Annotated in this window: 23 protein-coding genes; 13 read left to right on the top strand and 10 right to left on the bottom strand. The window is 63.7% G+C overall.

Translation table 11 applies throughout. The annotated features are described in order from the left end of the window. The first annotated feature begins 94 nt into the window (after positions 1 to 94). Positions 95 to 2,470, top strand: coding sequence for a phosphoenolpyruvate synthase (gene ppsA, locus RT131_RS02995; protein ID WP_313170103.1), 2,376 nt, complete (start codon positions 95 to 97; stop codon positions 2,468 to 2,470). Between the two features lie 298 nt (positions 2,471 to 2,768). On the opposite strand, the gene RT131_RS02990 is transcribed toward ppsA, so the two are convergent. The 4 genes from RT131_RS02990 to RT131_RS02975 all read right to left on the bottom strand — a co-directional run bounded on the left by RT131_RS02990 (position 2,769) and on the right by RT131_RS02975 (position 7,467). Beyond that, a complete protein-coding gene (locus tag RT131_RS02990) occupies positions 2,769 to 5,039 on the bottom strand; it encodes a thiamine pyrophosphate-dependent enzyme (RefSeq protein WP_313170102.1) in 2,271 nt (756 codons plus the stop codon). Positions 5,040 to 5,098: 59 nt separating this feature from the next. Next, a complete protein-coding gene (locus RT131_RS02985) occupies positions 5,099 to 5,722 on the bottom strand; it encodes a glutathione S-transferase family protein (protein WP_313170100.1) in 624 nt (207 codons plus the stop codon). A gap of 95 nt (positions 5,723 to 5,817) precedes the next feature. Next, positions 5,818 to 6,354 carry a GNAT family N-acetyltransferase gene (locus RT131_RS02980; RefSeq protein ID WP_313170098.1) on the bottom strand — a complete coding sequence of 179 codons (537 nt, stop codon included), beginning with the start codon at positions 6,352 to 6,354 and terminating at the stop codon, positions 5,818 to 5,820. 279 nt (positions 6,355 to 6,633) lie between these two features. Further along, positions 6,634 to 7,467 carry a glycine zipper 2TM domain-containing protein gene (locus RT131_RS02975; protein WP_313170097.1) on the bottom strand — a complete coding sequence of 278 codons (834 nt, stop codon included), beginning with the start codon at positions 7,465 to 7,467 and terminating at the stop codon, positions 6,634 to 6,636. A gap of 177 nt (positions 7,468 to 7,644) precedes the next feature. Here RT131_RS02975 and RT131_RS02970 point away from each other — a divergent pair, with 177 nt between their 5' ends. Further along, positions 7,645 to 7,866 carry a DUF6116 family protein gene (locus tag RT131_RS02970; protein ID WP_313170224.1) on the top strand — a complete coding sequence of 74 codons (222 nt, stop codon included), beginning with the start codon at positions 7,645 to 7,647 and terminating at the stop codon, positions 7,864 to 7,866. Between the two features lie 3 nt (positions 7,867 to 7,869). Continuing rightward, positions 7,870 to 8,631 (top strand): TatD family hydrolase, encoded by a 762-nt coding sequence (locus tag RT131_RS02965; protein WP_313170095.1) that lies wholly within the window; start codon positions 7,870 to 7,872, stop codon positions 8,629 to 8,631. A 128-nt stretch (positions 8,632 to 8,759) separates the two neighbouring features. Here the strand turns inward: RT131_RS02965 and RT131_RS02960 are convergent, their stop codons facing one another. Continuing rightward, the gene (locus RT131_RS02960; RefSeq protein WP_313170093.1) at positions 8,760 to 9,551 is read right to left on the bottom strand and encodes a tRNA threonylcarbamoyladenosine dehydratase; all 792 of its coding nucleotides are present in this window, start codon (positions 9,549 to 9,551) and stop codon (positions 8,760 to 8,762) included. A 129-nt stretch (positions 9,552 to 9,680) separates the two neighbouring features. On the opposite strand from RT131_RS02960, the gene RT131_RS02955 reads away from it, so the two are divergent. Both RT131_RS02955 and RT131_RS02950 read left to right on the top strand, forming a co-directional pair. Further along, the gene (locus tag RT131_RS02955) at positions 9,681 to 10,118 is read left to right on the top strand and encodes a cytochrome c (RefSeq protein WP_313170092.1); all 438 of its coding nucleotides are present in this window, start codon (positions 9,681 to 9,683) and stop codon (positions 10,116 to 10,118) included. A gap of 111 nt (positions 10,119 to 10,229) precedes the next feature. Beyond that, a complete protein-coding gene (locus RT131_RS02950) occupies positions 10,230 to 10,727 on the top strand; it encodes a glycine zipper 2TM domain-containing protein (protein WP_313170090.1) in 498 nt (165 codons plus the stop codon). 73 nt (positions 10,728 to 10,800) lie between these two features. On the opposite strand, the gene RT131_RS02945 is transcribed toward RT131_RS02950, so the two are convergent. After that, positions 10,801 to 11,010 carry a cold-shock protein gene (locus RT131_RS02945; RefSeq protein WP_282271583.1) on the bottom strand — a complete coding sequence of 70 codons (210 nt, stop codon included), beginning with the start codon at positions 11,008 to 11,010 and terminating at the stop codon, positions 10,801 to 10,803. 233 nt (positions 11,011 to 11,243) lie between these two features. On the opposite strand from RT131_RS02945, the gene RT131_RS02940 reads away from it, so the two are divergent. The 3 genes from RT131_RS02940 to arsC all read left to right on the top strand — a co-directional run bounded on the left by RT131_RS02940 (position 11,244) and on the right by arsC (position 13,345). Beyond that, positions 11,244 to 11,729, top strand: coding sequence for a DUF456 domain-containing protein (locus RT131_RS02940; protein WP_313170088.1), 486 nt, complete (start codon positions 11,244 to 11,246; stop codon positions 11,727 to 11,729). Positions 11,730 to 11,851: 122 nt separating this feature from the next. After that, positions 11,852 to 12,991, top strand: a complete 1,140-nt coding sequence (locus RT131_RS02935; RefSeq protein WP_313170087.1) for a phospholipase A — start codon at positions 11,852 to 11,854, stop codon at positions 12,989 to 12,991. A 3-nt stretch (positions 12,992 to 12,994) separates the two neighbouring features. Further along, positions 12,995 to 13,345: an arsenate reductase (glutaredoxin) gene (gene arsC / locus RT131_RS02930; protein ID WP_313170086.1), complete on the top strand. Its 351-nt coding sequence runs from the start codon at positions 12,995 to 12,997 to the stop codon at positions 13,343 to 13,345. 48 nt (positions 13,346 to 13,393) lie between these two features. Here the strand turns inward: arsC and RT131_RS02925 are convergent, their stop codons facing one another. Next, positions 13,394 to 14,125: a DsbA family protein gene (locus RT131_RS02925; RefSeq protein ID WP_313170084.1), complete on the bottom strand. Its 732-nt coding sequence runs from the start codon at positions 14,123 to 14,125 to the stop codon at positions 13,394 to 13,396. Between RT131_RS02925 and RT131_RS02920 the strand changes: the two genes are divergently transcribed. Continuing rightward, positions 14,115 to 15,224, top strand: coding sequence for a sterol desaturase family protein (locus tag RT131_RS02920; protein WP_313170082.1), 1,110 nt, complete (start codon positions 14,115 to 14,117; stop codon positions 15,222 to 15,224). The two genes, RT131_RS02925 and RT131_RS02920, sit on opposite strands and share 11 nt — an antisense overlap. 85 nt (positions 15,225 to 15,309) lie before the next feature. On the opposite strand, the gene RT131_RS02915 is transcribed toward RT131_RS02920, so the two are convergent. The 3 genes from RT131_RS02915 to RT131_RS02905 form a co-directional block, all read right to left on the bottom strand. Continuing rightward, the gene (locus RT131_RS02915) at positions 15,310 to 15,945 is read right to left on the bottom strand and encodes a glutathione S-transferase family protein (RefSeq protein ID WP_313170080.1); all 636 of its coding nucleotides are present in this window, start codon (positions 15,943 to 15,945) and stop codon (positions 15,310 to 15,312) included. Positions 15,946 to 16,242: 297 nt separating this feature from the next. After that, a complete protein-coding gene (locus RT131_RS02910) occupies positions 16,243 to 16,563 on the bottom strand; it encodes a hypothetical protein (RefSeq protein WP_313170078.1) in 321 nt (106 codons plus the stop codon). A gap of 74 nt (positions 16,564 to 16,637) precedes the next feature. Beyond that, the gene (locus RT131_RS02905; protein WP_312371282.1) at positions 16,638 to 18,155 is read right to left on the bottom strand and encodes a fumarate hydratase; all 1,518 of its coding nucleotides are present in this window, start codon (positions 18,153 to 18,155) and stop codon (positions 16,638 to 16,640) included. Between the two features lie 232 nt (positions 18,156 to 18,387). On the opposite strand from RT131_RS02905, the gene RT131_RS02900 reads away from it, so the two are divergent. The 4 genes from RT131_RS02900 to RT131_RS02885 all read left to right on the top strand — a co-directional run bounded on the left by RT131_RS02900 (position 18,388) and on the right by RT131_RS02885 (position 21,155). Continuing rightward, the gene (locus tag RT131_RS02900; protein WP_313170076.1) at positions 18,388 to 19,284 is read left to right on the top strand and encodes an RNA polymerase sigma-70 factor; all 897 of its coding nucleotides are present in this window, start codon (positions 18,388 to 18,390) and stop codon (positions 19,282 to 19,284) included. Positions 19,285 to 19,320: 36 nt separating this feature from the next. Further along, positions 19,321 to 19,770, top strand: coding sequence for a carboxymuconolactone decarboxylase family protein (locus tag RT131_RS02895; protein ID WP_313170074.1), 450 nt, complete (start codon positions 19,321 to 19,323; stop codon positions 19,768 to 19,770). 75 nt (positions 19,771 to 19,845) lie between these two features. After that, on the top strand, positions 19,846 to 20,490 hold the full coding sequence (locus RT131_RS02890) for a trimeric intracellular cation channel family protein (RefSeq protein WP_313170072.1): 645 nt from the start codon (positions 19,846 to 19,848) through the stop codon (positions 20,488 to 20,490). 347 nt (positions 20,491 to 20,837) lie between these two features. Continuing rightward, the gene (locus RT131_RS02885) at positions 20,838 to 21,155 is read left to right on the top strand and encodes a BON domain-containing protein (protein ID WP_313170070.1); all 318 of its coding nucleotides are present in this window, start codon (positions 20,838 to 20,840) and stop codon (positions 21,153 to 21,155) included. Positions 21,156 to 21,162 lie beyond the last annotated feature (7 nt).

Here is a 21,162-nt window from a genome sequence, read left to right as displayed (position 1 = left end):
CGGCTTCGGTGTGCACTGCATCATATTGGCTTCTTCCTACGGACGTGGCCATCCCAAGCCCGCCACGGGCGATGGCCTCAACGGAGCATCGCGCTTGAACGAGAATATCCTGTGGTTGCATGAGCTGCGCTTGGCCGACCTGGCCCGCGTAGGTGGCAAGAACTCCTCGCTCGGGGAGATGATCGGCAATCTTGCCGGTCTGGGGGTGTCCGTCCCCGGTGGTTATGCCACCACCTCCGAGGCGTTCAAGGACTTCATCGCCCATAACGACCTGTCCAAGCGCATTTTCGACAAGCTGGCCACGCTGGACGTGGAAGATGTCGCTGCCCTCACCGTTGCCGGCAAGGAAATCCGCGGCTGGGTGATCGACGCCCCGCTGCAGCCGCAGCTGGACAAGGACATCCGCGACGCCTACGCAAAGCTGAGCGCCGAGAACGGCGGCGGCGACATCGCCGTGGCCGTGCGTTCCTCGGCGACCGCCGAAGATCTGCCGGACGCTTCGTTTGCCGGCCAGCAGGAAACCTTCCTCAACGTCACCGGTGCCGACGATGTCGTGCACAAGGTCAAGGAAGTGTTTGCCTCGCTGTACAACGACCGCGCCATCGCCTACCGCGTACACCACGGCTTCAAGCATGAAGACGTGTTCCTGTCCGCCGGTGTGCAGCTGATGGTGCGCTCGGGCGTGGGTTCGTCGGGCGTGCTGTTCACCCTGGACACCGAGTCCGGCTTCCGCGACGTGGTGTTTGTCACCTCCTCGGTCGGCCTGGGCGAAATGGTCGTGCAGGGCGCGGTCAATCCGGACGAGTTCTACGTCTACAAGCCCAGCCTGCATGCCGGCAAGCCGGCGATCCTGCGCCGCTCGCTGGGCTCCAAGGCGATCCGCATGGTCTATTCGGACGTCCCGGGCGAGCGCGTCAAGATCGAGGACACCCCGGTCGAGGTGCGCAATACCTTCTCGATCAGCGATGAGGACGTGCAGGAACTGTCCAAGCAGGCGCTGGTCATCGAAAAGCATTACGGCCGCCCGATGGATATCGAGTGGGCCAAGGACGGCGTCAGCGGCAAGCTGTTTATCGTCCAGGCACGCCCGGAAACCGTGAAGTCGCGCGCCAAGGCCACCCAGATGGAGCGCTACGCGCTGCAGGGCAAGGGTGAAGTGATCGCTGAAGGCCGTGCCGTCGGCGCCAAGATTGGTGCTGGCGTGGCCCGCGTGGTCAAGTCGCTGGACGACATGGCCCGCGTGCAGCCGGGCGACGTGCTGATCGCCGACATGACCGACCCCGATTGGGAGCCGGTGATGAAGCGTGCCTCGGCCATCGTCACCAACCGTGGCGGCCGCACCTGCCACGCCGCCATCATCGCCCGTGAGCTGGGCGTGCCGGCCGTGGTCGGCTCGGGCAATGCGACCCAGGTGATCCAGGACGGCCAGGAAGTGACCGTCAGCTGCGCCGAAGGCGACACCGGCTTCATCTATGCCGGCAAGCTGGACTTCGAACGCACCACCACCGATCTGGGCAACATGCCGCCGGCACCGTTGAAGATCATGATGAACGTGGCCAACCCGGAACGTGCCTTCGACTTCGGCCAGCTGCCGAACGCCGGCATCGGCCTGGCCCGCCTGGAAATGATCATCGCCAGCCACATCGGCATTCACCCGAATGCGCTGCTGGAATACGACCGCCAGGACGCCGCCACCAAGAAGAAGATCGACGAGAAGATTGCCGGCTACAAGGATCCGGTGAGCTTCTATGTTGACCGCCTGGCCGAGGGCATCGCCACCCTGACCGCCTCGGTCGCACCGAACCCGGTGATCGTGCGCCTGTCGGACTTCAAGTCCAACGAGTACGCCAACCTGATCGGCGGCAGCAATTACGAGCCACACGAAGAGAACCCGATGATCGGCTTCCGCGGCGCCAGCCGTTACGTCGACCCGAGCTTCTCCAAGGCCTTCGCACTGGAATGCCAGGCCGTGTTGCGCGTGCGCAACGAAATGGGCCTGGAGAACCTGTGGGTGATGATCCCGTTCGTGCGCACCCTGGAAGAAGGCCGCAAGGTGGTGGAAGTACTCGCCGCCAATGGCCTGAAGCAGGGCGAGAACGGCCTGAAGATCATCATGATGTGCGAAGTGCCGTCCAACGCACTGCTGGCCGATGAGTTCCTGGAAATCTTCGACGGCTTCTCGATCGGTTCCAACGACCTGACCCAGCTCACCCTGGGCCTGGACCGCGATTCTTCGATCGTCGCGCACCTGTTCGACGAGCGGAACCCGGCGGTGAAGAAGCTGCTGTCGATGGCCATCAAGAGCGCACGCGCCAAGGGCAAGTACGTCGGCATCTGCGGCCAGGGCCCGTCCGACCATCCGGATCTGGCCGAGTGGCTGATGCAGGAAGGCATCGAGTCGGTGTCACTGAACCCGGACACCGTGGTCGACACCTGGCTGCGCCTGGCCAAGCTGAAGGCCAATAGCTGATCCAGCGCTGCATGCCTGAAAACAGAACCCCGCTTCGGCGGGGTTTTGTTTGCCTGCAAGATGGCGATGGTTTCGGCAGTTTTGTGGGAGCGGCGTAAGCCGCGAAGCTGGCAGCCGTTGAAGGCCCAAAAGCCAACCCCTCCCCAACCCCTCCCCTTGCCTGCGCCAAAGGGAGGGAGCAGTGCTGCAGGAGCGGCGTCAGCCGCGAAGCCACAGATCAGTCAGGTCGCAGGTGCTGGTGATTTCAGCATTGCCAGCTTCGCGGTTTACACCGCTCCCACAAAGAAACGCTAGCGGCTCACGCCAACTCCGCCGCCGCTGCCACCACATCGGCATCACCAGGCAACACCAACAAGGCCGCACCAGCCAGCGGCGTATAGGTATCCACGCCGGTCACCCGGCGCAACGGCACCTGCCCATGGCCGGCTTCGACCAGGGCGGTGATCACGCCCTCGCCCACGCCGGCGCTCTGGCGGCCTTCGTCGAGCACGATGATGCGCTTCGCGCCCCTGGCCTGCTCAGCGATATAGCCGGCATTGAGCGGCACCAGCCAGCGCAGATCCACCACCCGCACCTTCCATCCGTGCTGCTGCTCGATGGTCCTAGCAGCACGCAGCGCCATCGGCACGCCATTGCCGTAGCTGATGATCAACAGATCATCATTGCCTTCGCCGTAAACCCTGCCCTCGCCCAGCGTCAGCGCCTGATCCGGCGCCGGATACGGGAACAGCCATTGCCCGTCACCTGCGGCATGCAGATCCTTGGTCATGTACAGCGCGATCGGCTCCAGGAACACGCAGACCCGACCATCAACCTTTGCCAGCGCAGCAAGCGTACGCAGCATCTCTGCGGCATCATCACCACGCGATGGGCAACCAACCACCAGTCCCGGGATGTCGCGGATGGCAGCGATCGAGTTGTCGTTATGGAAGTGGCCACCAAAGCCCTTCTGATAACCGAGCCCGGCGATGCGGATCAGCATCGGGTTGCGGTACTGGTCATTGGAGAAGAACTGCAGTGAACAGGCCTCGCCACGCACCTGGTCGGCGGCATTGTGCAGGTAGGCCAGGTACTGGATTTCCGGCAGCGGCAACATGCCCATGTTGGCGAAGCCCTGGGCCATGCCCAGGATCATGGTCTCGTCGAGCAGGGTATTGAACACGCGGCGCGGACCGAAAGCCTTCTGCAGACCCTTGGTTACCGTGTAAACGCCGCCCTTCTGCGCCACGTCCTCACCAAACAACAAGGTCTCGGGGTACTTGGCGAACAGATCGTGCAGGGCCTGGTTGATCTGCACTGCCAGATGCTTGCCTGGCTGATTCTCGGGCAGACCGGCCTCGCTGCCGAACACCTGCAGGCGTCGCTCGCTGTAATCCGCGCGCGTCGCCTCGGCCTGCACCTTGTCTGGTGTGTACGGCGCCAGCGGCGCGATCACATCCTGCAGCGTGGTCAGGCGTGGGCGTTTGTCGGCATCTTCGGCCGCAGCGAAACAACGCTGGCGGGTGTGTTCGTACAGGGCCAGCACTTCAGCCTTGTCCATCAGCCCGGATTCCACCGCCACCTGCGCCGAACGCAGCAGCGGATCGCCAGCCTCTACCGCGCACAACTCTTCCAATGCGCGCCATTCAATCTCGAAGTCGGTGCCGGCGTGCCCCATCAGCCGGGTGGTGCGCAGGTGCAGGAAGGTCGGTCGCCGTGTACGCCGGCAATGCTCAACCGCGCGCTGTACGTCGGCGTAACCGTTGACCAGATCCAGACCGTCGGCATGGAAGTAGTCCAGCCCCGGGCGATGCCGGAAGCTCTCGGCGATCCAGCCTTCCGGGGTCTTCACCGAGATGCCGATGCCATTGTCTTCGCAGACGAACAGCACCGGCGCCGGCAGCTTCTGGAAGCTGCTCCAGGCCGCTGCATTGAACGCGGTCTGGGCGGTGGCGTGATTGGCCGAGGCATCGCCGAACGAACAGATGGTGATGCTGTCATCGGGAATCGGCAGGCCCTGCCCCAGTCGTTTGCCCGCTTCGATGGCCATCGCCGTGCCCAGCGCCTTGGGCAGGTGCGAAGCGATGGTCGAAGTCTGCGGCAGCACCCACAACGGCTTGCTGCCCCACACTTTATGGCGGCCACCGCTGGCCGGATCGTCCTTGCTGGCGGCAAAGGACAGCGCCGAGTCCATCACCGGATCCATGCCCGGCAGCTTACGGAAACGCTCGGCCATGAAGCCGCCGGAACGGTAGTGCAGGAAAGCCGGATCGGTGTGCCGGGCGGCACGCGCCACCATTGCGTTGCCTTCATGGCCGGACGAGCCAATCGTATAGAAGACCTTGTTCTGCACGCGCAGTACACGCGCCATCAGGTCCAGGTGACGACTGATCAACTGCGATTCAAACAGCTCGCGGAAACCTTGGGCATCCAAGGCGCTACCGGGCAGGATCGGCGCGGCCGGCTGCGGACCTTGCGTCGGGCCCGGCGCCAGCGCGCTGACGAATTCAATGAAGTTGGTATCGCAGATCTCAGCGCGGTTCAGGCCCTTCATGCGGGCCGGGATGGGATTCGGTACACGAGCAAACATGCAGACAGGCTCCACAGCAAACAAGTGAGACGACGGAATCAAGCATCAAATGAGATTGTTCAGCCCGCGAGTATCGGCATGAAGCCCGGCTGGGCCTGTACGGACTGCAGCCAGCGCTGGATCGCCGGATACGGCGACAGGCCGATACCACCGTCTTCGGCAACCGCGGTATAGGCGAACAGCGCAATATCGGCCACGCCATAGTCCGGGCCGGTGAACCAGGGATTATCCTGCAGGTGGCGCTCCATCACCGCCAGCGCAGCATGGCCCCGCGCGCGCAGACGCGGCAGGTCATCACGACGCGGCGAATCCGGCGGCGTCCAGATACTGATGAAACGTGCAACGGCGATGTAGGGCTCATGGCTGTACTGTTCGAAGAACATCCACGACAAGGCCTGCGCCCGCTGCCAGCCATCAGTGGGCAGGTACGGCGTGCCTTCAGCCAGCCAGAACAGGATCGCATTGGATTCGACCAGCACCCGACCATCGGAGCGCTGCACCAGTGGCACTTTTCCGTTGGGATTGAGCGCGAGGAATTCCGGGGTGCGGGTCTGACCTTCGGCGCTGTTCACCTCGACCCAATCGTAACGCGTGCCCAACTGTTCCAGCAGCAGCCGCACCTTGTGGCAGTTGCCCGACGAGGACATGCCGTAGACCCGCAACCCAGCACCCGAAACACTCACTGATCCGCTCCCCGCTACCGAATGGCAGACGACAGCCTCCATCTGACCGGATCACAGGCACCGCGGTAAAGCTGCGACCGCAGCAAAGTGCGCCCTCAGCGGTGTGATCTCCACTGCTGCCTGGATTGCCCCCACACATCGACCTCGATATCGGCAGGCGCTGGCAACCGCGCCTGTCGCAGCAGGCTTGAGCCCAGCTTGCGCGCCACCGCCACCGAGTTGGTATTGGCCGGTTCGATGGTGTGGATCACCTCCTGCCAACCGAGCGTATCGAACGCCCAGTCGATGCTTGCCCGTGCGGCCTCCGGTGCATAGCCGCGACCCCAGAACTCCGAGGCAATGCTCCAGCCCACTTCCGTGCCAGGCCATCCATGCGGCTGCCAGGGCCCGACCCTGCCTATCCAGCGTCCGCTGCTTTTTTCAATCACCGAGAACATCGAATAGCCCAGCAGCTGCCAACTGCCGGTCAGTGCCGCCAGGCTGCGCCATGCAACCGATGGCACCTGTACGCCGCCAAGATGTTGCATGGTGCGCGGATCGGCGCAGAACGCAGCGAAGGCATCGAAATCCTCGGCAGCCGGTGGACGCAGCAGCAGCCGTTCGGTTTCCAGCCGGAGCTCGAAGACACTCATCACGGTTCCTGTGTGTGGTAAACAAGGACGCCGAGCTTGCGCCGGCCAGCCCAACTGGTCAAACGGACGCTGCCTTGCTGGCGCCCGTTTGTGGGAGCGGCATAAGCCGCGAAGCTGACACTGTTCGCTCCCTGAAGAGGTTTTCGCGCCACCCGATCGTGTGCGGGCTTCGCGGCTTACGCCGCTCCCACAAAACAATAAAAAATCCGATGCCAGAGAACTGGCATCGGATTCCGGTGACTCAACTGCTGAAACAAGCAGGTTTACAGCTTGCGATGGTTACTGTCGGCTGTCCGCCGGCGCCATCGCCGCGGTCTGCGTCACCAACTGGCCATTGATGACCGGCAGACGATCACTGGCGGGGCGGTCCTGCATGCGCACGGTCTTCTCCGCACCTTCGTAACGGTAGGTCACGTCATAGCCAACGGTCTGGTTGGCATTGCCCAGCGATACACGCTCGCCCGGGCGGCTGTCCATGCGCATCGTGCCAGTGCTGCCATCGGGCTTGCGGTAGCTGACGTTGTAGCCAGTGATTCGGCTGGACTCGGCAGTGCGCTGCTCGGTATGGCACTGGCGCTCGGTGCGGTTGACCACGCGACCACCAACGTGGCGCTTGTCGACCTGGTTGCCGATCACGCCACCGGCCACGGCACCTGCAGCGGTTGCCGCCTTCTTGCCATTGCCGCCGCCGATCTGGTTGCCCAGCAGGCCACCAATCACCGCGCCAGCGACGGTGCCGCCAACGTTGCCGTCACGCTCGGGCAGGCGCTCCTGTACCACCACATCCTCGCAGACTTCATGCGGGGTGCTGGTGGTGGAGGTTTCACGGATCGGCTCGCTGCCGGTGACCGTGCCGTAGACGCGCTCCTTCTGCGTGACCGGTGCCACCTTGAGCACGTCGGCATATTGCAGCTGCGGCTCGGCCGGGTTCTCCACCTTGCCCGTAACAGCCGCATCGTCCACCAGCGGCGAGCTGTCCAATACCGGACGGCTCCCTTCCACCAGCGGCGCGGTGCTGGCCTTGTCGCGGCCCTGCATGAAGGCGGCGGTGGCGATGCCACCTACCAGCAGCGCGCCGGCGGCAACCAAAACGGTCGTGGTTGTGCTCTTCATGATCTGTCTCCGTGCGGTTGGCCGCGTCTGTGTTGGGGGGATTCCAGCATGGGCAAGCTGAACAGAGGCCAGTATTTCTGCCCTCACCCTATCGAAATCATTCAACTCGTCGCAATATTCAGCACGCCGGCCCTGATCCCTGGGGGCAAGCTGAACCCCTCTTCATCTGGATACGCCATGTCGAGCATGATGTTGTCGCCGTTTCTGGAATGGGCACGCAAGCTGCGCTACCCCACCCTGTTCAAACTGACCGGTGCGCTGTTCGTCATCAGCATGCTGCTGCCCGATCCGATTCCGTTTGTCGATGAGATCCTGTTTGGCCTGAGTACGTTGTTGCTGGCCAATTGGAAGCGGCGCAAGGACCCGGTCGAGCCGCCGATTCTGCCGGGCAAGCGCTGAGCCGTGCAGCTGGTCGACAGCCACTGCCATCTGGATGCCGCGGAATTCGACATCGACCGGGAGGCGGTGGTCGCCCGCGCCGGCGCTGCCGGCGTGGGCATGCAGATCGTGCCGGCGGTGACCGCGGCCAGCTGGCCCAAGCTGCGCGAGGTGTGCGCGACCGGCGCTGGACTGCATGCGGCTTACGGTCTGCACCCGATGTTCCTGCCGGAGCACCGCCCCGAGCACCTGCAGCAACTGCGCGATTGGGTGGAGCGCGAAAAGCCTTGCGCCATTGGGGAATGCGGGCTGGATTTCTTTGTCGACAATCTCGAGCCGGCAGCACAGCGCATGTACTTCCAGGGCCAACTTGAGGTCGCGCGGGACTTCCAGCTACCGCTGATCGTGCATGCGCGCCGTGCCTTGGATGAAGTAATTCTGCGCATCCGCCGGGTTGGCGGACTCAAGGGCGTAGTGCACAGTTTTTCCGGCAGTCCAGAGCAGGCACGGCAGCTCTGGGAGCTTGGATTCATGATCGGCCTGGGTGGCCCCATTACCTATACACGCGCCAATCGTTTGCGCGGGCTGGTGACGCAGATGCCACTGGAGTTCCTGCTGCTGGAAACCGACGCACCGGATCAGCCGGATGCCGGCATCCGCGGCCAGCGCAACGAGCCTTCGCGGCTGCGGCAGATCCTCGACACCGTTGCGGAACTGCGCCAGCAACCGGCGGCGGATATCGCAGCGCAGACCACGGCCAATGCGAGGCGGCTGTTCAATCTTTAGGACAGGCTGTAGGAGCGGCGTAAGCCGCGAAGCCACAGGTCAGCCAGATCACGAACACCTTGGCATTTTCAGCAATGCCAGCTTCGCGGCTGACGCCGTTCCCACAAACCACAGCCGCCCGCCTGCTTTTATGCGCGGTTCTTCAGCAGCATTTCCAGCGCCTTGCCCACTGCAACGAACGCAAATGCGCCGGTAATGTGCGTGGCGGCACCCAGGCCGCCGCCGCAATCCAGCTTCAAGGCCTCATCCGGGCCCAGGTTCGGGCGGATGCCACAGACGCTACCGTCGGCCTGCGGGTACTTCACGTTCTCCAGCGAATACACCGCCGGCACGCCGAAATAGCGCTTTGCGCTTTTGGGGAAATTGAACTCGCTGCGCAACTTCTTGCGGATCAGCGCCATCATCGCGTCGTGCTCGGTACGCGATACGTCACGCACCCGTACCAGGGTTGGATCAGTACGCCCGCCCGCCGCGCCGATGGTGATCATCGGTAGCTTGCGGCGACGGCACCAGGCGATGGTTTCCACCTTGACCCGGAAGCTGTCGCAAGCATCGATCACCAGGTCAAAATCACGGTCCAGCAGCTCGGCCATGTTCGCAGGGGTCAGGAACGACTCCACCGCCTCGACCTCGACGTCCGGATTGATCGCACGGCAACGCTCGGCCATGGCCAGCGCCTTGTTGCGACCGTACTGCCCAGCCATTGCCGGCAGCTGGCGGTTGGTGTTGGAGACGCAGATATCGTCGGCGTCGATCAGGCTCAAATGGCCTACCGCAGAGCGCACCAGCGCCTCCACGATCCACGAGCCCACCCCGCCCATGCCGACCACGGCCACCTTGCAGCCGCTCAGGTGGGTGATGGTGCCTGCCCCGTACAGCCGGTCGATACCGGCAAAACGCTCACGCAATTCTTCTTTCATCAGTCCATTTTACGGCCTGCCCCGGCGTGGCGGCGAGCCGACCCTAACCACGATGACACGGGCTTCGCTTGCGCAGCTGCATAATGCCCGGCAGTCGAACCCTTTTGCCTATAGCCTGGAGCCAACGCAATGTCCGACCCTGCACCCGCCCGCCCCCCGTCCAAAGCCTCGCGCTATCTGTTCGTCCTGCTTGCCGGCCTGTTGATCGGTGTGATCGCGACCGTGATGGGGATGCGCGCCATCCAGGCCCGCCAGGACCACTTCCCGGACAGCCTCATGACCGTCATGGCCAAGCAGACCCAACTGCTGGGCGAGAGCCAGAAGCAGAATCGCTGCAGCGTCAGCGATACCACGCCGCGACTGCAGACCTTGCGCGCATTGGCCAATGACCTGGAGACCGCATTCCCGGGGCTGCGTGATGACGAGCGCTTCCAGCAACACGCCAGCCGTTACCGCGCCACGCTGAATGACGCACTGGCCAAGCCACCGGCAGATTGCGCGGCATTGGCTGCTGCGGTGCAAAAAATCGGCAGCGACTGCAAGTCATGCCATCAGGACTTCAAGTAAGCAAACTGCGATTTCACACGTGATTGGCCCTCCATTCACATGCAAAACCGCAGGATCTTCGCCGCGGGTCACTCAGCAGTACCCATTTCCAATCTGGCAAGGAGAAACACCATGAAGATCCAACTGATTGCTGCAGGCGCGATTGCCAGTCTGGCGCTGGCCGGTTGCGCCACCTCCCCCGGTTACGGCGGTGGCTACAACAACGGCGGCTACAACAATGGCGGCAATTACGGCAACAACAATGGCTATAACCAGAACCGTTGCACCGACTGCGGCATCGTTACCCGCATCGACACGGTCGCCTCCGGCCGCACCGCGCCCAGCGCTACCGGCGCCATCCTCGGCGGCATCGTCGGCGCAGTGGCCGGCCATGAAATCTCCGACAAGACCGGCGGCAGCAAGGGCAACCAGAACATCGCCGCCGTGGCAGGCGCCGTAGGTGGCGCCATGGCCGGCAACAAGATCCAGCAGAACGTCACCGGCAACTCGTACGACATCCAGGTCCGGATGGACGATGGCCGCGTGATCGTGGTCAACCAGAAGGACCTCGGCGGCATCCGCGAGAACACCTATGTGCGCGTGGTCAATGGCCGCGTGGTCATCCGCTGAGCCCCATATCGGCGCCGCTGACAGCGAAAGGCCCGCTTGCGCGGGCCTTTCTTTTGGCTGCGTGGCCGCCGGATCAGGCCGGTTGTACGGCGTCAGCCTGCAGGCCCTTCTGGCCCTGCACAACGGTAAAGGTGACCTTCTGGCCTTCCTTCAGGCTTTTGAAGCCATCGGTCTGGATGGCGCGGAAGTGCACGAACACGTCCTCACCATTTTCGCGGCTGATGAAGCCGAAGCCCTTGGCGTCGTTGAACCACTTGACGGTACCGGTTTCGCGATCAGACATCTCGACTAACTCCCTGTAACTCTTTCGTTTGATGGTTACGCCCGGTAAGGCGGCTGGTTGCAAGGAGGAAGCGAGGTGCAACGATGCAGCAAATCCTTCGATCTACCCATCAGGCCACGATTCACGGTGACCTTGCCAAGCTCAGCGGCTGCAACTTAACCCGGGCCAAACCAAATTGCAACACTGCGCAACACGTTAAAGTCAACCCCTATTAGACCCCCTTCAGAGCATACATGGACTATTCATTCATCTTCTATCTGGTCGGCGCGCTGCTGGTCCTGGTCGGCATCGCCGGCATCATCCTGCCAGCGCTGCCCGGGGTCCCCCTGGTATTTGCCGGCCTGCTGCTGGCGGCCTGGGGTGACGGCTTCGAACGGGTGGGCTGGGTACCCCTCGTGGTACTGGGGGTCCTGACGATCATTTCCATCATCGTCGACGTGATCTCCACCATCGCCGGGGCCAAGAAGGTGGGAGCCAGCAAACTGGCCTTGATCGGCTCGGCCATCGGTACCGTGGTCGGCCTGTTTTTCATGCCGATCGGCCTGTTCGTAGGCCCATTCCTCGGCGCGCTGGGCGGCGAGTACCTGCACGGCCGCCAGCTCGGCCAAGCCACCAAGGTCGGCTTTGGCACCTGGCTGGGCATCGTCCTGGGCGTGGCCCTCAAGCTGGGCCTGGCGGTCGCCATGGTCGGCGTGTTCGCCATTGCCTGGTTGTTCTGAGCGCCTCCTAACCCCCTCTCGACAGGGGAATCACCGACAATCCCCCTTTGCCACTGCTGCCGGCGTGCAATGCCCGCTTGATTGCCCCGGCCCGGCCACCCCACAGCGACCGGATGGACCCCATGCAAACACCCGCCCTCTCCCACGCCTTGCTGCTCGTCCTGAGCGGTGCCAGCGCCTCCGCGCTTGCCCAGGAAGCGATGCCGACACCCGCCTCGCCACAGGCCTGCTTCGCACTCGAGACCGACGCCATCCGCCTGGCCTGCTATGACAGCGCACTCGGCCGCACCGCCACCGATACCCGCGCCGCCGATGCCGCCGCGGCCGCGGCCCTGGCCGCGCGCAAGGAGGCCAAGGCCACCGCCAAGGAGCTTGACCAACCGTTGCCGCATCGCAATGAACTGTTCGCCCATGACGAGCTGGATTCCGCTGCGGCCAACGCCGGTCGCGGCTCGCTGCTGGATAGCCGCTGGGAACTGGCCAAGGACTCCAAGCTGGGTCTGTTCCAGCTGCGTGCCTACAAGCCGGTCTACCTGCTGCCGGCGTTCTGGAGCAGCAAGCCCAACGAAATGCCGCACTCCCCCAATCCCAACAACACCGTCACCCAGGCCGAGGAACTGGACAGCACCGAGCTGAAGTTCCAGCTCAGCTTCAAGACCAAGGTCGCCGAAAACCTGTTTGGCGACAACGGCGATATCTGGGTCGGCTATACCCAGAGCTCGCGCTGGCAGGCCTATAACAGCGAGCTGTCGCGGCCCTTCCGCGAGACCAACTACGAGCCCGAAGTGATGCTGGCCTTCCGCAACGGCTATTCACTGTTCGGCTGGAATGGACGCATGACCGGCGTCAGCCTCAACCATCAATCCAACGGCCGTAGTGATCCCTTGTCGCGCAGTTGGAACCGGGTGGTGATGAACGTTGGCCTGGACCGTGAGAACTGGGCAATCATGTTGCGCCCCTGGTATCGCATCCCGGAAGGTCGCCGCGACGACAACAACCCGGATATCGAGGACTACATGGGGCGTGGCGATGCCACCCTGGTCTACAACCGCAACGGCCATGAGCTGGCCATCACCGGCCGGCATTCGCTGCGTAGCGGCGACCGTTCGCATGGCTCGCTGCAGATGGATTACGGCTTCCCGATCAACAAGCTGCTGCGCGGCCACGTGCAGGTGTTCGATGGCTACGGAGAGAGCATGATCGACTACAACCATCGCGCCACCTATATCGGCGTTGGCGTCTCCCTGCTGGAGTGGTTCTGAGTCATGAAAGCCACCATCTGGCATAACAACCGCTGCTCCAACTCTCGTGGCGCGCTGGCCTTGTTGCAGGAAGCCGGCATGGAGGTCGAGGTGATCAACTACCTCGACACCCCGCCGTCCGTCGAGCAGCTGCGCGCCGTGCTTGATGCCATGGGCATGCCGGCCCGCGATCTGCTGCGCAGCAAGGAAGCCGCCTACGCAGAGCTCGGGCTGGCCGCCAAACTCGATGACGAGGCAGCGCTGATCGAGGCGATGCATCAGCATCCCAGCTTGATCAATCGCCCCATCGTACGCACTGCCAAGGGCACGGCATTGTGCCGCCCACCGGAAACCGTGCTTGGCCTGATTGGCTGAGCTGCGGTCCTGATGCACCGGCTTGGGCGCCTTGGCGCCGAAGCCGCCTCAGTTGCTTCCGGCGCCGGCCTGGATGATGGCGTCGTAGAGCTCCTCGAAGCTTTGCCTTGGCTGGAACAAGGCGCCGTTGATGAAAAAACCGGGCGTCCCGGTGACGCCGCTGCGCATACCGCTCTCGATATCCCGCTGGATCCGCAACAGGTTGCGGTTCTCGCCCATCGCCGCGGCCAAACCCTCCTCCGGCAACCCGAGCTCGCGCATCAACTCGCGATAGACCAACTCGCCCAACTGCTGCTGGCTGCGGAACAACGCGTCATGCGCTTCCCAGAATTTACCGTGCTCGGCAGCGTATTCCGCGGTGATCGCCGCCGGCAGCGCCTGTGGGTGCGACTGCACCAGCGGGAAATTCCGGAATACCAGGCACAGCCCTTCGCCGAAACGCTGCTGCAAGCGCTTGACCAGCGAGAATGCTTCACCGCAGTACGGGCATTGGTAATCGGCATATTCAACCAGTACCACTGCCGCATCCAGGTTGCCCTGGATGTGATCCAACGCGCTCACCGGAACCGTCAATTCGCTCATACCTACACTCCAGATCATCCCGGCATCGCCGTCCGCCGACCCATGGGCGCACTTGCCGCCTGATGCCTGCAAACCTACCCGCCGCGCCGCGCAAGCTGCGTGAATTGTGCCGATGCCGGCCCCGATACCACTTCCCCCGTTCAGCAGACACGGGCAGAATCGCCAGGTCGAAGACAGGACGTCCGCAATGACCCGCACTCGCCGCTCATTCTTTGCCTATGGCTCCGCACTGCTCGGCGTGCTGAGCCTGCTGGCGGTCGCCTGCTTTCATTTCCCCGAGCTGCTGACCAGCCGCGAGTTCCGCGCGGTCTACAACGAACAGTTTGCCCGCCACCTGCTGCTGGTTGGCCTGGCCGCCGCGTTCATCATGGGCACCGTCGCCATCCTGCGCGATCGCAACAAGCGCATCGCCACATTGGGCGTGGGCAGCGCGACGGTGGCGGTGTTGCTGGGCGGCACCAACGTGCAGTTCGATGCCATCGGCCAGACACCTTATTCGCTGGGGCTGGACTGGTTCGTACTGTCGCTGTTCTTCTCGGCGCTGGTGTTCGTGCCGCTGGAGCGCTATCTGGGCAAGCGCGAACTATCGCCGCTGCGTCCCGGCTGGCGCACCGATGTCGCGTACTTCTTCATGAGCCACGTGCTGGTGCAATTCATCCTGATCCTGGTCACCGCTTCCACCTCCACCATCGCGGGGCTGGCCGCGTTCCCCGGACTGAAAGCTGCCATCCAGTCTTTGCCGGTGTGGGCGCAGTTCCTGATCGCTGTCTTTGTCGCCGACATGGCCCAGGCGCTGCTGCACCGCGCCTATCACAACATCCCCTGGCTCTGGCGCTTCCACGCCGTGCACCACTCCAGCCGGCATATGGACTGGCTGGCTGGCTCGCGCGTGCATTTTGTCGAGATCGTACTGACCCGTAGTGCCGTGCTTTTGCCACTGCTGATCCTCGGCTTTTCGACGCCGGCCGTGAATGCCTACGTGATCCTGGTTGGCCTGCAGGCGGTGCTGGCGCACGCCAATCTCGGCATCCGCTTTGGCTGGCTGGAATACCTGCTGGTGCTGCCGCGCTACCACCATTGGCACCACGCCCGACAGCAGGAATACATCGACGTCAACTACGCCATTCACCTGCCACTGGTGGACATGTTGATGGGCACCTTCAAGCTACCTCGCGATCAGGCGCAATGGCCGCAGGAGTATGGCGTGATGAAACTGGAGACGGTGCCGAACGGCATCATCAAACAGCACCTGATGCCGTTCCAGGGCGGTCGCAAGCTCGACGACCACGTCGATTGAGCGACCCGAGCGTTTGCTCTTGTAGGAGCGGCGTCAGCCGCGAAGCCACGAATGTCGCCGCTTCATCCTGCATACCACTGCCCACTCACCACCAATCATCAATCCCCTCACGCCGATACACTTCGGCAAACGCAGGCCGTGCCTTCATCCGCGCCGCATGCGCGGCCAGCACCGGCCAGCTATCGCCAGGACGGGGCATGTTGCGGCTCCAGCGCATCAACATGGTCAACATGAAATCGACGACGCTGAGCTGCTCACCCAGAACGTAGGGGCCATGCGCTGCCAGGTGATCAGCCATCTGCTGCCAGGCGGCTTCCAACTGCGCTCGGGCCCGCTGCTTTACTTCATCCACATTCGACTCACCTGCCGGCTCCTGCGGATAGAACCAGGCACGGTATGCCGGCATCAGGGTGTACACGCAGAAACACATCCAGCGGTAGTAGTCACCGCGTGCAGCCGTGCCTGGTACAGGCGCCAGCGCTGCCTGCGGGTGCAGGTCGGCCAAATGCATGGCAATGGCGGCGGACTCGGTCAGTACCTGCCCATCGATGATCAGTGCGGGTACGCGGCCAGCAGGATTGATCGCAAGGAACTCCGCTGACTTCTGTTCGCCACGCTCAAAATCCAGCTGGCGCAGCTCGTGCGCGATACCAAGCTCGATCAGCAGCCAATGCACCACCAACGAAGCAGTGCTTTGCGATCCGTACAGAACAACTGACATGCGCTGAGTTCCCGGCTGGAGATATTACATTCTAACCAACCAAGACACCTGGCTTGTGGCAGCGGCGTAAGCCGCGAAGCTGGTACGCCCAACGCCGCGGCAACAGCAAAAGCGCAAATCCAAAGCCCCCCTCCCCAGCCCTCCCCTTGCCTGCGGCAAAGGGAGGGAGCAGAAGCCGTGCCGCCGTGCTTTCATGGCAGCGGCGCAGGCCGCGGCGCTGATGATTTGATGACTTCCCGGGAAAGCCTCTGCCGAGCATGGCTCGGCACTACAGGTTCGTCGCAGCTATCGGCCGGTTCAGTTGCAGCTGTTCATGCAACTGTTCAAGCGTTCGCCACACACCGACGCAGCCGACCGGTTCTGGCAGAACGCCTGTGAGGTCTGGCAGGCACCACGCAGGTCCGGGTTGGTGATCTTGTCGCACTGGTTGTTACGGTTTGCTTCGCCGCAGTCGCCGTAGCTGCGAGGGTTGGCGTTGCAGAGCTCATACGCTTTCTGGCAGTAGTTGACGCAGGCCGCGGGGTCGTTGCGAGGCGCGTCACCCCAGCCTCCACCACTCGCGCAAGCCACCAGCGACGACAACACCACAACAACCAGCATCCACTGGAACCTGCGCATCGGACATTCCCTGGAAACGACGACGGCCCGAGCATAGCCCGGGCCGTCGCGGCATCACCAGTGACAGCGCTCGATTACTCGACGATCACCGGAATCTTGCCGATGCGGGCCTGCCATTCGCGCGGGCCGGTCTTGTGTACCGACTCACCGGTGGAGTCCACCGCCACAGTCACCGGCATGTCCTGCACGGTGAACTCGTAGATCGCTTCCATGCCCAGGTCGGCAAAACCGACCACCTTGGACGCCTTGATCGCCTTGGACACCAGGTAGGCCGAGCCACCGACGGCCATCAGGTAGGCCGACTTGTTGTCACGGATGGCCTCGATCGCGGCCGGGCCACGTTCGGCCTTGCCGACCATGCCCAGCAGGCCGGTCTGTTCCAGGATCTGGCGGGTGAACTTGTCCATGCGGGTCGCCGTGGTCGGGCCGGCCGGGCCCACCACTTCGTCGCGCACCGGATCAACCGGGCCGACGTAATAGATGAAGCGCCCCTTCAGGTCCACCGGCAAGGGCTCACCCTTGTTGAGCATGTCGACCATGCGCTTGTGCGCGGCGTCGCGGCCGGTCAGCAGCTTGCCGTTGAGCAGCAGGGTCTGGCCCGGCTTCCATGCAGCCACTTCTTCCGGCGTGATGGTGTCCAGGTCGACGCGGGTGCCCTTGGAGGCGTCGTAGGTGATCTGCGGCCAGTCTTCCAGCGACGGCGGGTCCAGCATCACCGGGCCACTGCCGTCCAGGGTGAAGTGGGCGTGGCGGGTGGCGGCACAGTTGGGAATCATCGCCACCGGCAGGTTGGCGGCGTGGGTCGGGAAGTCCTTGACCTTGATGTCCAGCACCGTGGTCAGGCCACCCAGGCCCTGCGCGCCGATGCCCAGCGCATTGACCTTCTCGTACAGCTCCAGGCGCAGTTCTTCGGCACGGTTGGAAGCACCGCGGGCCTGCAGATCGGTGATGTCGATCGGCTCCATCAGCGATTCCTTGGCCAGCAGCATCGCCTTCTCGGCGGTGCCGCCAATACCGATGCCGAGCATGCCCGGCGGGCACCAGCCAGCGCCCATGGTCGGCACGGTCTTGAGCACCCAGTCGACGATGGAGTCGGACGGGTTGAGCATGGCGAACTTGCTCTTGGCCTCGGAGCCACCGCCCTTGGCGGCGACGATCACGTCGACCTTGTCACCCGGCACGACCTTGATGTTGACCACACCCGGGGTGTTGTCCTTGGTATTGGTGCGCTTGCCGGCCGGGTCGGCCAGCACCGAGGCTCGCAGCTTGTTGTCCGGGTAGGCGTAGGCGCGGCGGATGCCCTCGTTGGCCATGTCCTCCACGCCCATGGTGGCGTCGTCCCAACGCACGTTCATGCCGATTTCCAGGAACACGGTGACGATGCCGGTGTCCTGGCAGATCGGGCGATGGCCCTCGGCGCACATGCGCGAGTTGATCAGGATCTGCGCAATGGCCTCCTTGGCCGCCGGCGACTCCTCGCGCTCATAGGCAGCGGAAAGATTCTTGATGTAGTCGACCGGGTGGTAGTACGAGATGTACTGCAGTGCGTCGGCGACGGACTGGATGAGGTCTTCCTGCTTGATCGATGTCACGGCTTGCTCGCTTGCTGAAGGCTGGCGGGGGTTCAGCCCACCATTTTACGCCTTGGAGCGGCGCAGTGCTGCCCGCCCTTGGTTGTAGGAGCGGCGTCAGCAGCGAAGCCGGTGAACGGACAGGTCTTCAGCTTCGCGGCTGACGCCGCTCCCACAACCGCAATCATAGCCAGGCTTGGGTTCAGGCAAAGTAGCGCTGTCACGCCAGCCTGCCCCGCGCCGTCCTGCCTTCATGAACCCCGAATCCATCTTCCAGACCCACCGCCCGCGCCTGCTGGCACTGGCCTACCGCATGCTGGGCAGCCGCGCGGATGCCGAGGACGTGCTGCAGGACGCTTGGCTGCGCTGGGCGGGCAGCGACACCGCCGAGATCCGTGATGCGCAGGCTTGGCTGGTCACCGCGACCACGCGACTCAGCCTGGACCGCCTGCGCGCCGCAAAGCGTGAGCGCCAGCATTATGTGGGTCCTTGGCTGCCCGAACCTTTGCAGGTCGAACTGGCCACGGATACCAGCCCCGACCCGGCCCAGCTCCACGCCGTCGCCAATGAAGTCTCCGTCGCCTTCCTGACCCTGCTGGAGCAACTGAGCCCGGACGAGCGCGCCGCTTTCCTGCTGAAAGAAGCCTTCGACCACGACTACCGCCAGATCGGCAGCCTGCTTGGCCACAGCGAGGCCAATTGCCGGCAACTGGTGCGTCGGGCCAAGCAGCGCCTGCAGGCCGGTGCACCACGCTTCCAGCCGGCGCCGGCACAGCATAGGGAGTTGCTGCAGCGCTTCATGGAAGCGGCCCAGCGTGGCGACAGCCCCGCCATCCAGGCCCTGCTGCATGCCAATGCCGCCCAGTTCTCCGACGGTGGCGGCATCGTCACCGCTGCCATCCGCCCACTACGGGGCGCCGAGCGCATCGGCCGCCTGTACTGGGCCATCGCCCGCCGCGGTGCTGCCCTGCCCGCCCAACTTGGCTACGTCAACGGCGAACTGGCAATCCTGCGCTTCGCCCAAGGCAGATTGGCGTCATTCACCACCATCGAAGTGGTGGATGGACGCATCGCAGCCCTTTACAGCGTGCTCAATCCAGAAAAGTTGCCCCCACTTGTCACGCACCAAGCCGCTGCTGCGTCCTTGTAACGAAAGACGGCCATCGTGGCTGTCTGGAGAAACCTGATGTCCACTACCACCTTCCCCCGCGTGCCCTACACCCGCCTCGCCGCCGATGCCTTCAAGGGCCTGCTGGCCACCAGCAAGGCCGTGCATGACAGTTCCATCGCACACGAACTGCAGGAGCTGGTGTTCCTGCGCGTCTCGCAGATCAACGGCTGCGGCTACTGCATGGACATGCATGCCACCGCCCTGCGCAAGGCCGGCATTGAACCGCGCAAGCTCGACACCCTGCCAGCCTGGCACGAGAGCCGCTTCTTCGATGAGCGCGAGCGTGCCGCGCTGGGCTGGGCCGAGGCCATGACCCGTTTGCCCGACGGCGCACCGTCTCAGGCAGCCTTCGACGCATTGACCCCACATTTCGACGACAAGGGCATCAGCGACCTGAGCATGGCGGTGGCGGTGATCAACGCCTGGAACCGGCTGGGCGCCAGCCTGCTGCCACCACTGCCCTGAGCCATCAGCCCATGGGGCCATCATTCCGGACCGGGCTGATGGCCGCCGCCGACGCGACAACGCACAATACGGCGCATGGGAACCCTTGTACTGATACTCGACCTTATCGGCACCTTCGTCTTCGCCCTGTCAGGGGCGACGATGGGGGTACGCCGTCGATTGGATATCTTCGGCGTGCTGGTGCTGTCGTTCGCGGCAGCTTTGGCCGGCGGCATCACCCGCGACCTGCTGATCGGCGCCACCCCGGTCGCGGCGATCAGTGACTGGCGCTACCCGGCCATCACCCTGGCTGCAGGCATCGTCACCTTCTTTTGGGCGCCCTTGATCGAGCGCATGCAGTACCCGGTACGCATGTTCGATGCGATGGGCCTGGCTCTATTTGCTGTGGCCGGCACGCAGAAGGCGCTGGCTTATGGCATCGATCCGCCAATGGCGGCCGCCCTGGGCATGTTGACCGGCATCGGCGGCGGCATTGCCCGTGATGTGCTGCTGGCACAGGTGCCGCTGGTGCTGCAGGCCGAGTTGTATGCGGTCGCGGCGTTGGCAGGCGCTGCTGTGGTTGCGGTGGGTTATTGGCTGGGCTTGTCGCCGTTGCCATGCGCCCTGGTTGGTGCAGGACTGTGTTTTGGCCTGCGGATGATGGCGATGCATTTTGGCTGGCATCTGCCGGTGGCGCTGCAGTCATCGGAGCCACCGCCGCCGGAAGGGCCGCGTAGTTGAGGTAAGAGCTTTGGGCTTTGGGCACTTGTCTTCCGCTCTTATGCCGTCATTCCCGCGCAGGCGGGAATCGCTCTTGCCGTTGACCTTGACCTTGCCTGTCGTCCTCGCCAATTGCCAAGGCAGGAGCAGAGCAGGAGCGATTCCCGCCTGCGCGGGAATGACGGCGTAACGGCAGAAGCTAGAGCCAGAACCAAAACCAAAGCCAAGGCCAAGGCCAAAGCCAAAGCACCCCTCCCCGGCCCTCCCCTTGCCTTCGGCAAAGGGAGGGGGCGAAGCCAAGCCCCCGGTAACGCCAAACTCACACTGCATCGGCGATCTTGGGAATCCCGCTTCAACAGGACCCCACCATGTCCGCAGAACGCTCCGACACCCTGATCGGCGATGAAGTCGTCCATACCCTTGGCCAGCAGGCCCAGACCTCGCAGGTACTCGCCCAGGTCAAGAATGGCCAGGTGACCTTGTCCGGCGATGTTCCCAGCGCTGAGGTGAAGCACATGGCCGAGGCCCTTGTGGCTGGCATCGAAGGCGTGCACAAAGTGGTCAGTCACCTCCACGTCGACAGTGGCAAGCGCTCGTTCGGTGCCGCCGGCGAGGCTGTCCGTGACAACCCCGACGGTCGCGACGACGCGCAGATGGGCGATATCGACCTGCGCAAGGACGGCTGAGCATATT

The sequence above is a fragment of the Stenotrophomonas sp. genome (assembly GCF_032066555.1).
In the GTDB taxonomy this organism is placed as follows: Bacteria; Pseudomonadota; Gammaproteobacteria; order Xanthomonadales; family Xanthomonadaceae; genus Stenotrophomonas.
Note: the sequence above shows the minus strand (reverse complement) of the source record. Positions and strands in the feature narration are given on the sequence as shown.

Excerpts from the sequence above, each read along its gene's own strand:
- RT131_RS02990 (WP_313170102.1), bottom strand. The coding sequence starts at position 5,039 with ATGTTTGCTCGTGTACCGAATCCCATCCCGGCCCGCATGAAGGGCCTG.
- RT131_RS02980 (WP_313170098.1), bottom strand. The coding sequence starts at position 6,354 with ATGAGTGTCTTCGAGCTCCGGCTGGAAACCGAACGGCTGCTGCTGCGT.
- RT131_RS02960 (WP_313170093.1), bottom strand. The coding sequence starts at position 9,551 with ATGAAAGAAGAATTGCGTGAGCGTTTTGCCGGTATCGACCGGCTGTAC.
- RT131_RS02900 (WP_313170076.1), top strand. The coding sequence starts at position 18,388 with ATGAACCCCGAATCCATCTTCCAGACCCACCGCCCGCGCCTGCTGGCA.
- RT131_RS02935 (WP_313170087.1), top strand. The coding sequence starts at position 11,852 with ATGCAAACACCCGCCCTCTCCCACGCCTTGCTGCTCGTCCTGAGCGGT.
- RT131_RS02950 (WP_313170090.1), top strand. The coding sequence starts at position 10,230 with ATGAAGATCCAACTGATTGCTGCAGGCGCGATTGCCAGTCTGGCGCTG.
- RT131_RS02885 (WP_313170070.1), top strand. The coding sequence starts at position 20,838 with ATGTCCGCAGAACGCTCCGACACCCTGATCGGCGATGAAGTCGTCCAT.
- RT131_RS02895 (WP_313170074.1), top strand. The coding sequence starts at position 19,321 with ATGTCCACTACCACCTTCCCCCGCGTGCCCTACACCCGCCTCGCCGCC.
- RT131_RS02890 (WP_313170072.1), top strand. The coding sequence starts at position 19,846 with ATGGGAACCCTTGTACTGATACTCGACCTTATCGGCACCTTCGTCTTC.
- arsC (WP_313170086.1), top strand. The coding sequence starts at position 12,995 with ATGAAAGCCACCATCTGGCATAACAACCGCTGCTCCAACTCTCGTGGC.
- RT131_RS02940 (WP_313170088.1), top strand. The coding sequence starts at position 11,244 with ATGGACTATTCATTCATCTTCTATCTGGTCGGCGCGCTGCTGGTCCTG.
- RT131_RS02910 (WP_313170078.1), bottom strand. The coding sequence starts at position 16,563 with ATGCGCAGGTTCCAGTGGATGCTGGTTGTTGTGGTGTTGTCGTCGCTG.
- RT131_RS02970 (WP_313170224.1), top strand. The coding sequence starts at position 7,645 with ATGTCGAGCATGATGTTGTCGCCGTTTCTGGAATGGGCACGCAAGCTG.
- RT131_RS02945 (WP_282271583.1), bottom strand. The coding sequence starts at position 11,010 with ATGTCTGATCGCGAAACCGGTACCGTCAAGTGGTTCAACGACGCCAAG.
- RT131_RS02975 (WP_313170097.1), bottom strand. The coding sequence starts at position 7,467 with ATGAAGAGCACAACCACGACCGTTTTGGTTGCCGCCGGCGCGCTGCTG.
- RT131_RS02920 (WP_313170082.1), top strand. The coding sequence starts at position 14,115 with ATGACCCGCACTCGCCGCTCATTCTTTGCCTATGGCTCCGCACTGCTC.
- RT131_RS02915 (WP_313170080.1), bottom strand. The coding sequence starts at position 15,945 with ATGTCAGTTGTTCTGTACGGATCGCAAAGCACTGCTTCGTTGGTGGTG.
- RT131_RS02955 (WP_313170092.1), top strand. The coding sequence starts at position 9,681 with ATGTCCGACCCTGCACCCGCCCGCCCCCCGTCCAAAGCCTCGCGCTAT.